This is a genomic window from Nocardia sp. NPDC004604, assembly GCF_040609795.1.
In the GTDB taxonomy this organism is placed as follows: Bacteria; Actinomycetota; Actinomycetes; order Mycobacteriales; family Mycobacteriaceae; genus Nocardia.
The window spans coordinates 1-9,907 of sequence record NZ_JBEXLC010000227.1; the positions used below are offsets into that span (position 1 = coordinate 1).

Sequence of the window (9,907 nt, forward strand, 5' to 3'; positions counted from 1 at the left end):
GACGCTCTTCCTTTCTCGCCTACAACGACGCGGTAACCGAGAACCTGCGCGCTCTGGGGCGCGCGTGACCGCAACCGTTCTCGATGTCGACACCAGCGTCTATTACGACGCCGGTAACAAGCTCGTCTCCCTGGCCGCCGACTGGTTCGCCTCCGTTGATTCGTTCTGGCCCACCCTCAACGAGTGTCACGCCATGACCGGGTCGTATGACGAGGCCAAGAAATGGGCCAAGACCTACGACACACGCGCCGAAGAACTATTGGACATGTCCAACGACCTCGCCGAAGCGGTCCACGCCTACGGCGTCCTACTGCTGGAAATGGGCTACAACCACGCCGTTGCCGACTACAACGCGACGATCGGCACCGACACCCCGGCACCGGATAAACCAGCCACCCCCGGCCCCGTGGCATACCTGTGCCGGGTACCGCTGCCGAGCGCCGGCGGACCCGGCCAGGGCCTGATCGATGGCGGTGTGCAACTGGCCGAAGCCATCGGAATCACCATCCCCGACGGCAATGTCGATCTACTCGCGCGCGCCGCCGACACCTGGACCAAGATCGCCGACACCGCACCGGTGGCAACGATGGCAGGGGAATTGGAACGGGTCGCCTGGTCATTCGAGGCGATCGTCAGCCCCGAATACGAACATATCGATGAAGATCTGCGCGCCCTCCGTGACGCCGCCCTGACCACCACCGCCGCATTCTATGAACTGTCCGCCAGCGCGAAAGACCACCACGACGGCCTGGTCGAGCTGCGCGAAAACATGAAAAAGGTCCTCGAGGACCTGGGCGAAGAGCTACTCAAAGAGCTCCTCATCACCGTCGCAATCGCCATCGCGGCAAGCGTGGTCACCTTCGGCATCGGCGCCGCCGTGGCTTCCGCAAGGGTCGTTGCCATCGCCGCCCGATTCGCGCGCCCCATTCGCGCGCTCATCGATGCATTCAAGGCCAACCGAGCCATCGCAAAAGGGGTTAAATCCGAACAAACCCTCGCCAAACATGCCAAAGAACTGAAACGCATCAAGGATCTGAAGGCCAAGGCGACGCCGAAGGTAGAGCCGAAAGCGACGCCTAAGGAGTTCAAAGCGCCCACCGCGAAAGAACTCGGGCTCACCGATGAGGAATACGCCGCGATCAGCCGCTACACCGGCTCCGGATATAAGGATCTGAACGAGGCACTACGGAGCGGCAACCTCACCGAAGAGCAGGCCGCCAGAGTGCGCGAATTGAACGCGGCCCTTGATAAGCTGCCCAACTATGAAGGCGAGGTCAACCGCAAGGTTCAACTTCCCGCCGACGTGATCAATAGCTACAAAAAGGGTGAAGACATAACGGAGGATGCGTTCACGTCAACGTCCCGTTTCGGCGAAAACAACAAATTCGACGGAAACACCGAATTCACCATCATTTCCAAGACCGGCAAACCGATCGAGAACATGTCGAATTACGGGCCATGGTCGGGGCAGAACGAGGGTGAAATCTTGTTCAAGTCAGGTACAAAATTCCGATGCTTGGAAAACACCGTCGACCCGAAAACCATGCGGAACGTGATTACACTGGTGGAACTGTAGGAAGCAGGAGAATAGGAACATGGCCAAGAAAATTGCGGGCAAGCTCTTCCAGACCCCCGAGGAGTCGGGTGTACCGCCGTTCACCGAAGAGGAGACGGCCGAATACCTGGCACGCGCAGCCGCGCACCGTGCACGCATGGCCGCGGTTCCCGAGTCCGAACGTGTCGAACTGTCCGAGCGGTTCCACGATGACTTGTCGGGCACCGAGTACGAGGGATGGACCCCCGAAGACGACAAGAAGTGACGCGCGGAGAGGATCGAACCAGGTACAGCAGGGGCCAACGCTGAAGCGGCCGCCGTGACCGCCCACACCGCAGCCCTGGATCGGGAGGCCGCAAGGCTGGCCGCCGAACTCGCAGAGTTCACCACGACTGTGGCCGCCGCGCTCGCCGATGCCGCCGAGGCCAGCCACCACAGCGCGCGCCATCCGCAGCATCGCGCCCGGCGACGGCCCGCCCACGCCCCCTGGCCAGGCCTGACCGGCTTTGCCCACCCCCCCGAGAGAGACGCCAGGAAGCCCCCGGAGAACCGCTCTCCGGGGGCTTCCTGGTACCTCGGACGGTCAGTCCAGCGAAGTCATGTTCAAAACGGGAACCGAATTCTTCTGCAAGAGCAAAGTGATCGATCCGGAAACGGGTCGCACCATTATCACGCTGACCGAACCATAGGAGATACACCCATGCCGGAGCCGGACTCGGAAAAAGTCGGCCGCTTCACCTTTTACAGTCGCGAGGAATCGGAAGCGCGAGGTTTGATCCCTTCTGATGAAGAACGGGCGCGCAGTCGCGAGATACTCGCTGCATTCAACGAGAAACGCCGCAATGCCCCGCCCGAACCTGCGCGGTCCCCCTCACTCGGCCTGGGGGAACGCTGGGGGGTCGACAGCCTGATCGGCACCGAATTCGAAGGCTGGACCCGCGACGCGAACGGCCAGTGGTACGACAAGGACGGCCACCCCACCAGCCACGACCGCGACGCCAACCCCGGCAACTGAGCCGCAATCAGCGCCGAGCACAGCACGGCGGGCCGTTCGGCCCGCCGTTTTCGCGTTCCCCCGCGACCGTGGCGGCGCCGAGTCACCTCGTCCGGCACGAACCCCAGCCACGGCAGCGTGCACAACGTCACCGCCGGCCCGAGCCGGATACGAACCAGCCGGCCCGGTTCACCGACGACTCCTGGCGATCGGGCGATTTCGACCGAACGAACCGTCGCGGCTGCGGTACCTGCCCACGTGGTGCCGACGCACTCACCGAGTCGTACTGGATCCGCTGGGCGGCCACGTGGAACGGTCCCCGCCCATGCGGCCGGATTCCGGCGCAACCTCACAATCGGAGCGCCGCCTTCGACCTGGCAGCGCTGGCACTGATCCTGATAACGGGCATCGTGCTCGTGGTCCTGAGCAACGACACCACCTCCGCCCTCGTTACCGCCGGCGCAACCACCGCACGCTGCTACCGGACCTGGCGCGTGCACAAGACCGGAAACCGGCAATGACCAAACCCACAGGCGCAGAATATGTTCCGACTGGCATGCGGCGTCTAAAGCAATATCTGGGCAACGATGTTCGGTATGGCATGAGGTAATCGCCACTGGACAGGCCTCGTTCTGCAAGTCGGTTCCTACGCGTTGACGCGCGGCGCTAGCCGGTCACGATGACAGCTTCTCCAGGGCGCGCTGGGCCTGTTTGCGCACAGCAGGAGCTCGGTCATGGACGAGCGGTTCGACCAGATGCCGCACATCAGTGGCTTTCATCTGGACCAACGCCTTGATCGCTTTTCCACGCGCGGGCCCGTCGAGGTATTTCACCGCAATATCGCGGGATTCAGGTGTCTTGACCTTGCCGAGGTACTCGACCAGCGGGATCATGGCGGTCCCCTCCGGCAACTCCTGAAGCAGTTCGGCAATCTGCGTGAAGTTTTTCGGCCCCGCGATCAGGCGCAAGGCGTCACAGGCCCAGGTCTGCATGCGCTCCGGGATCGGTGGCCTGCGACGGACCTGAGCGATCAGCAGGTCGATGGCCTCCTGGTTGCCGCGGGCGGCAGGGTCGATCAGATTGCGGATGAGCCCGGACCGAATCGAGGAGCGGTGCTCGGTTTCCGGCCCCGGGATCCGAGTCTCGAGATCGGCCAGCCAGTCGATGAAGATCGGGATGCCCTGCGGGATCGTTCGGGGCCCGTTGGACAAATCATCCAGCGTGTAGCAGGGAACACCGACGGCGGCGAGATCCTGCATGATCCGTCGGTCGAATCCTCGCTCCCCGTCCTTGTAGCGGACAGGAAGGTCGTTCATCCACTCGGTGCCGCCGTTCTCGCTTCCGTACGGCATGCGGGCGTACTTGATGGTCATGAGGGTGGTCCGTTGTCCAGTTCCATACGAATCAGTTCGATCTGTCCGGTATCGATCATGCCCTGGATATCAGGATCGTTGATCTGCGTCCGGTGATCGACGATCAGTGTCATGGTGTAGCCGTTGTCTCTGGCCCACTGCTCCTGAATAAGGATCTGCTGCTTTGCGCCCGCGATCTCATTGGTGTTCTTGACCTCGGTGACCTGGCGATTCGTGTCATCGACGCGGTCCGGGAATGACGTGTGCTCGGTGCCGTCGCGGTCGATGATCGTGATCTGCCGTTTTTTCACCGTCGGGTCGATGCCCGCGCGCCGCTCTCCTTCGTCTCCCGCCGCGTCATTTTGACGTATGTCACGGTTGCCGATGTATTTGGTGCTACGCGGAGTTCGGCCCAAGATCGCCTTCAGGTCGGCGGTCTCAGTGGTCGCCATCGAATAGATTCCGGTGTTCGACCGCACGGCGTCGGCAACCTTGGTCTCGATATCCCCGAGCCGATCGGAGATGGCCTTGGCGTACTCGGTCTTGTTCGACGTGATCAAGGCATCGATCGCTGCTTGCGCTCCATCGCTGGCCGGCAGCCTCTCGGCGGCGAGTTTGTCTGCTTCGTAGGAGGCGAGGATAACGGCCAGCAATCCGAGCGAGGTGCGGCAATCATCCTTGGCCGATTTGGCGGTCGCGGCGACTTGGGTGCACGCAATGCCCAAGTAACTAGCAGCATCCGAGTGAGCCTGGATTGCTCGGCTCACCGCAGCGGTGTCCTGGACGTACTCGGTCAGAATCGGGTCCTCGCGCTGCGCGTCCTCGGGAAAGAGCGCTTTCACACCGAGGTACAACTGGGTAGCGAAATCCGCTGTTCTGGTGCCGTACCAAGACAAAAGCGTTCCCGCAGCTCCGATCCGGGTGTCATCACAGTCGGCCCATTTCCTGGTGACCTGAGACTCGACCAGCTCCCAATGGTCCGGATTTCCCTCGGTTCCGCCGACCGACAGCTGCGTCGGGTGCAGGTTCATGGTCAAAGTGGTGCCCTTGGGCGTATCCGGGACTGGATCGGGCGTACCCGGGTGCGAGGCGTTCTCGGTCCGCGCGAGGTTCTGTCCCGCCGTATGGATCTGGATGCCGAGAGCGTTGCATGCCATCGCGGCGGTAGACCCGGCCTCGAACAGATCCGACGCCGACTGGTCGAAACTACGCCCCCAACTCGGGCCGCCATATGGATACAGCCCCGCCGACCTCGAGACGTCCAGACCTTTGTCGAGCGCGCGAAGGTGGCCTTCCAGGACAGTACTCACCTTGGTCAACGCCTCGCCGACGCGATAGTAGGTGTCGGCGTCAACCGTCGTCATCGAGGGCCCTGTAGCTCACGAGCGCATTTCCCGATTGGCCTGTTCGGCCTGAAGGTAGTTGCTGTGTGCGAGCGCGATCTTGTCCCGCACCGCGCGCAGTTCGTCGACGAGTGTCGTTGTGCTGGAGAGCCATTCGCGATGGCTGTCGGAGAATGCTTGGGCGGCTGCGCCACTGAACTGGGCCAGGACGCCGTCGGCGATGTTCTTGGTCTTCGCACCGTGATCGCCGACGGCGGCGATCGCCTGGTCGACCAAATCGATGAAGGTCTGCATGGCATCCAGGTCATAGCGACGAGCAGTCAAGGAAGGTCCAGACTCGACGTCTTCGCCGTGACCTGGTTCGAGAACCGCTCGTCCTGGGCGACAAGGGCATCGGCGGCGGTGGTCAAGCTTGTGGCCTGTCGATTCAGCTCGTTGATATGGGTACCGATCCGCGGGACCAAGCCATCCCATAGTGCGGTCACGTAATCTGCCGACCGACCCGACCACACCTCTTGTAGGCGGGAGTACTCGAAACGGATGCCGGCCAAGACATCATCGAGAAGACCTCGCTGAACCCGCAATTCGGATGCGCCCTGACGGAGAACCGCTGGATCGACTTGTAAACTCATGGCCACCCCCGTACAACGGGGAAAGTTTATCGATCCGTAGTTCGCTCGAGCAAGGTGTATCCGCATGGACTGGCGAACCCAAGCCCCGCCGCACGTGCAGGACGACTATGACACTCTCCTGCGCGACGGGGTCGACGCCGCAGCCCATATCCTCGCAGAATCCGAATCCTTCGCGCCGTTCATGCTGGTCATCGACAGCGCGGGACGGAAAAGCATGCGTAGGTACACCCAGCAACGTGGGAACGGTGGCGAGCAAACCGCCACCAGCGCAATGGAAATCGGGGCCGACCGAACCACCCTGCGCGCCCGCGCGACTGTGTTCGATGTCACTGTGTCAGCACCGTTCACCGGCAGCGCCATCAAGGCTGTCCTCGAACATCGGGACGGGCCCGCCGTAGACGTGCTGGTGCCCTACACGGCAACACCCGACCAACTGCAGATCGACTTCAACGCCGCCGATGGTGCGGTCGGCACCGCCAGATTGTGGACCTGACCGGGCCCTCACTCCGTTCCTGCGAGTTCACGCGGGCCCCGGATGTCACGCCACGATCTGGACGCCGTTGAGGATGGTGGTCAGGTCGGCACCGAGTCTGTCCAAGTCCGCCACCGTTGTCCGGCCGACCAATAAGACCGGGTGGATTGCGCCGTTGCATGCGCAGACGACGAGGCGGTAGTCCTGCCACCATTCGACCTGGGCGAGCGCGAAGGCACCGGTGACTTTTCCGCCGTCCTGGCCACACACCGTGATCTTTTTATCGTCCCGTGTCCGCCAACCCGGTGTCGCCTGCACCATCCGGCGCATCGCTTCCACGGCCTCCTCCACCGTCGGTGTGGGACCGAGCGGGTTGACGGTGATCGTGGCGGTCGGACTATGGAACTCCTCCAGAAGCTGGTCTCTGCGCTGAATGGTCAGCCCCCGGGTGTCGACTCCCGGGACCTCGGTGCGCTTCCATCCCGGAAGCTCGGGAACCATCACGCTGAACGGCTGCTCGGGTGCACGGTCGGTTGTAAAGACCCGGCCCGTAACGGCGTTGGCGTCACACGAGTACGTCACTGTTGATGTGGGTATCGCTGCGGTCGATGTCGACGGTGGATCGGATCCGGGTGCGCTACACGCAGCAACCACCGACAGTGCTACCAGGACCATGGGCGCCGACCGAAACCGGTCGCCTCGAACAAGATCCATAACCGAATTCAAACACGACCAGATGGTCACGCAGAACAACCCGGTCCGGCGACGGCAACCGGCCGGTTCTCGGATCCGATTGCAACACACCATTTTCGACACGTCACACGCACTCCGCGTGTTCACCAAAGGCAGTTCGTGGGCGGCGGGCGGAAGAGATCCCAACAGCAGCCATCCCACACCTATCGGAACGCCCGCTACGAGCCGAATCCCAACGTCCCCACTGAACTCGAAACTCGCCACGCTCGATCCGTGTGCGGTACTCGGACATCGTCGGCCAGCTTCAACTTGCCATACGGCAGAGACGGACAGAGGTCGTGCGCGAAAGCACAGTCAAGTAAGCAATCCGAAGCGTAAGGGTCACGTCGCCGGTCACGTCGACCAGGTCGTCGTCACCGGCACGAAGGAGATGCGCTTCGATCGTGCGTAGCCCAACCCCACGGCCTTGGCCCGCTGCCGCTCCGCCAGCGACGTCACCGCCGGGTTGTACCCATCCTGCGGCCGCGCGTCCGGCGCTGGATTTGGTGGCAAGCCGGTCCCGACCTCGACGACATGCTCACGCCACCGCTGCGCCGCAGCAACCACATCCGCAGCCCGAACGGCTCCACCGCCGGCTGCGGCGCAGCATCGAGCACCGCGAAGTCCACGGCGGCCATCACGTATGCGGCCAGCACCACCTGCTCGACACCCGAGTCCGCTCGCAACCGCACCGGGCCGCCCGACAGCCCCACCACCGAATGCTCGTCACCGTCGAAGACGACCCGATCGCCCACCCGCAACACCGAACGCGTCCCCATCGCAGCACCGGCCTCTCCGAGACGACCTCCGTGTCCGGCGACAGCGGTATCGACACATCCGCGTGCAACCTGCGGTGCCACAGAAGGTGAAACAACACCGGCAACACCGCAATCGGGTCGCCCACCGACTCGGCTTCGGCCATCAACCCGCCGGCGACCTCGAATCCCGCGAGCAAGGCAGCAGCGATCTCGGGCATGACGCCGGCGCCGATAGCCGCCAACGGCACTCACCAACCGGCATCACTCGGGACCCGACTCGCACGTCTCGCAGCTTGCGTCAGTTCAGGTAGGACCTGAACCTCCCCTGCAGTTCGGTTGGCTCCTCTAAACCAGATCATGCGGACTTTTCGAACAAAGCCGAAGCATCGACGGCCTCGAAGCGAATATCCTCTTGTTTAGGGGGCAGGGCACCGGTGACACCAGGTGCCGTTCTTCGCGCAAAGTTCCACTGGTCGACCACCGACAGAACGGAATCGAGCCATGTCCAAAACACATCCGACCGCAGAGGCTACCCAGCAGACTGACGGCAAGGGCGACGCTGGTACCGCGGAGTTGATCGAGCAGGGCGTTCCACGAGAGGAGGTGGAGCCGGGGTACACGGTGAGCGAGACGGAGGCGCAGCAAATCGCGGCCGAGCGGCTCGCGAAGGCGCGGCGTCTGGAGGATGAGCAGATCGCCGAGCTGCCGCGGGCGAGCCAGGAACAGATCCGAGACGCACAGCGTGAGATGGCCGCCAAGGGGATCGAAGTCCACTTCAACACGAAGTGGTGGGGGTTCGAGATGGTCCTCAACAAGGAAGGGGCCCTTGCGGCTGCCCATCTCACCCAGTACATCGGCACGGCCTTGCAGCAGTTCCCGAAGCTGAAACCGTTCGCGCCACTGATCGACGCATCCTGCAAGCTCAAGGCCAACTGGATCAAAGCAGTGGGCGAAACCTACGGATGTCGGCTGGTCTCCCCATGGATCGCACCGGGCATGCTCATACCGATCTCCCTGGCACCCAAGGACGACACCAGTTTGTGGTGGACGGTCTACGAGACCGCGCAAGGTTGGAACCAGGACGAGAAGTTCGCCGCCCACAAATCCAAGTCCAACCCCGCCCTGGCCGCGTTGAACGGAAAGTTGTACTGCGTGCACCGCGGCGACAACAACGAAAAGCTCTGGTGGACCGCCTACGACCCCGATACCGGCTGGTCGGACGACACAGAGTTCCGCGCCCATACCAGCGGGGCCGGCCCCGCCCTCGCCGCCTACAACGGAAAGCTGCATTGCGTGCACCGGGGTGGTGGCAGCCAAACCGAACTGTGGTGGACCACCTTCGACGGCACCAGGTGGAGCGATGATGTCCAGATCGGCGGCAGGACCAGTCACGGTCCGGGCCTGGCCGTCTACGACGGCAAACTGTTCTGCGCCTACAAGGGCTACAACAACAACCAGCTGTACTGGCGAACCCTTACCGGCAACAGCTGGGGCAGCGAAGGGACCATACCCGGCAAGACCAACGCCAACCCCGCCCTCGCGGTCTACAAGAACACCCTGTACGCCATGTACAAGGCCTACGACTCGTCGGATCTGTACCTGAACAGCTTCAGCGGCGGCAGGTGGCACGGCGACAGCAAGCTGCCCGCCCACAAGAGCACCGAAGGCCCAGCCCTGGCCGTCTACGACAACCACCTGTACTGTGCGCACCGCGGCGCCACCAACGACAAGCAACTATGGTGGACCCGATTCAACGGCAGCAACTGGAGCAACGACACTCGCTTCGGTGCTCACTCCAGCGCCCAGGGCCCAGCACTCATCGCCTACCGCGACAAGAACGGCACCCAAGACCAGCTGCTGTGCGTCCACCGCGGCTACTAGCAGAACGCGGGGACCCACGCCACCGAGGCTGACCAGGCCGCTCGCGCGCACGCTGGACGTGGCTCGTGGGCGCTGTTGCTCCCGCATAGAAGAGCTCAAAAATATGGGAGCTAGTATTGAAGCAGATACGTCTGAATCCCATTTTTACTTGGTCTTTTAAACCAGCCACACGCACCATAAAGAATTCA

The 9,907-nt window shown here is 62.8% G+C and carries 11 protein-coding genes; 5 read left to right on the forward strand and 6 right to left on the reverse strand.

What is annotated here, in order from left to right:
- Positions 1–64: 64 nt before the first annotated feature.
- From ABZW16_RS41320 to ABZW16_RS41330, 3 genes are all read left to right on the forward strand, one after another.
- The gene (locus tag ABZW16_RS41320) at positions 65–1,576 is read left to right on the forward strand and encodes an ADP-ribosyltransferase (protein ID WP_354961610.1); all 1,512 of its coding nucleotides are present in this window, start codon (positions 65–67) and stop codon (positions 1,574–1,576) included.
- A 19-nt stretch (positions 1,577–1,595) separates the two neighbouring features.
- Positions 1,596–1,820: a hypothetical protein gene (locus ABZW16_RS41325; RefSeq protein ID WP_354961611.1), complete on the forward strand. Its 225-nt coding sequence runs from the start codon at positions 1,596–1,598 to the stop codon at positions 1,818–1,820.
- A 435-nt stretch (positions 1,821–2,255) separates the two neighbouring features.
- Entirely contained in the window at positions 2,256–2,570 is a 315-nt protein-coding gene (locus ABZW16_RS41330) for a hypothetical protein (protein ID WP_354961612.1), read from the forward strand.
- A 653-nt stretch (positions 2,571–3,223) separates the two neighbouring features.
- Here the strand turns inward: ABZW16_RS41330 and ABZW16_RS41335 are convergent.
- From ABZW16_RS41335 to ABZW16_RS41350, 4 genes are read right to left on the reverse strand one after another with little or no spacing between them, the layout of a single operon-like run.
- The gene (locus tag ABZW16_RS41335) at positions 3,224–3,922 is read right to left on the reverse strand and encodes a HEAT repeat domain-containing protein (protein WP_354961613.1); all 699 of its coding nucleotides are present in this window, start codon (positions 3,920–3,922) and stop codon (positions 3,224–3,226) included.
- A complete protein-coding gene (locus ABZW16_RS41340; protein WP_354961614.1) occupies positions 3,919–5,265 on the reverse strand; it encodes a putative toxin in 1,347 nt (448 codons plus the stop codon). Before ABZW16_RS41340 ends, ABZW16_RS41335 begins: the two co-directional genes overlap by 4 nt.
- A gap of 15 nt (positions 5,266–5,280) precedes the next feature.
- Positions 5,281–5,568: a WXG100 family type VII secretion target gene (locus ABZW16_RS41345; protein ID WP_354961615.1), complete on the reverse strand. Its 288-nt coding sequence runs from the start codon at positions 5,566–5,568 to the stop codon at positions 5,281–5,283.
- A complete protein-coding gene (locus ABZW16_RS41350; RefSeq protein ID WP_354961616.1) occupies positions 5,565–5,876 on the reverse strand; it encodes a WXG100 family type VII secretion target in 312 nt (103 codons plus the stop codon). Before ABZW16_RS41350 ends, ABZW16_RS41345 begins: the two co-directional genes overlap by 4 nt.
- A gap of 64 nt (positions 5,877–5,940) precedes the next feature.
- Here ABZW16_RS41350 and ABZW16_RS41355 point away from each other — a divergent pair, with 64 nt between their 5' ends.
- Positions 5,941–6,369: a hypothetical protein gene (locus tag ABZW16_RS41355; protein WP_354961617.1), complete on the forward strand. Its 429-nt coding sequence runs from the start codon at positions 5,941–5,943 to the stop codon at positions 6,367–6,369.
- 45 nt (positions 6,370–6,414) lie between these two features.
- On the opposite strand, the gene ABZW16_RS41360 is transcribed toward ABZW16_RS41355, so the two are convergent.
- Both ABZW16_RS41360 and ABZW16_RS41365 read right to left on the reverse strand, forming a co-directional pair.
- On the reverse strand, positions 6,415–6,930 hold the full coding sequence (locus ABZW16_RS41360) for a hypothetical protein (RefSeq protein ID WP_354961618.1): 516 nt from the start codon (positions 6,928–6,930) through the stop codon (positions 6,415–6,417).
- A gap of 605 nt (positions 6,931–7,535) precedes the next feature.
- Positions 7,536–7,859 (reverse strand): hypothetical protein, encoded by a 324-nt coding sequence (locus ABZW16_RS41365; protein ID WP_354961619.1) that lies wholly within the window; start codon positions 7,857–7,859, stop codon positions 7,536–7,538.
- Positions 7,860–8,339: 480 nt separating this feature from the next.
- Here ABZW16_RS41365 and ABZW16_RS41370 point away from each other — a divergent pair, with 480 nt between their 5' ends.
- A complete protein-coding gene (locus ABZW16_RS41370) occupies positions 8,340–9,719 on the forward strand; it encodes a hypothetical protein (RefSeq protein WP_354961620.1) in 1,380 nt (459 codons plus the stop codon).
- Positions 9,720–9,907: the final 188 nt, after the last annotated feature.

Excerpts from the sequence above, each read along its gene's own strand:
- ABZW16_RS41325 (WP_354961611.1), top strand. The coding sequence starts at position 1,596 with ATGGCCAAGAAAATTGCGGGCAAGCTCTTCCAGACCCCCGAGGAGTCG.
- ABZW16_RS41330 (WP_354961612.1), top strand. The coding sequence starts at position 2,256 with ATGCCGGAGCCGGACTCGGAAAAAGTCGGCCGCTTCACCTTTTACAGT.
- ABZW16_RS41335 (WP_354961613.1), bottom strand. The coding sequence starts at position 3,922 with ATGACCATCAAGTACGCCCGCATGCCGTACGGAAGCGAGAACGGCGGC.
- ABZW16_RS41340 (WP_354961614.1), bottom strand. The coding sequence starts at position 5,265 with ATGACGACGGTTGACGCCGACACCTACTATCGCGTCGGCGAGGCGTTG.
- ABZW16_RS41350 (WP_354961616.1), bottom strand. The coding sequence starts at position 5,876 with ATGAGTTTACAAGTCGATCCAGCGGTTCTCCGTCAGGGCGCATCCGAA.
- ABZW16_RS41355 (WP_354961617.1), top strand. The coding sequence starts at position 5,941 with ATGGACTGGCGAACCCAAGCCCCGCCGCACGTGCAGGACGACTATGAC.
- ABZW16_RS41365 (WP_354961619.1), bottom strand. The coding sequence starts at position 7,859 with ATGGGGACGCGTTCGGTGTTGCGGGTGGGCGATCGGGTCGTCTTCGAC.
- ABZW16_RS41370 (WP_354961620.1), top strand. The coding sequence starts at position 8,340 with ATGTCCAAAACACATCCGACCGCAGAGGCTACCCAGCAGACTGACGGC.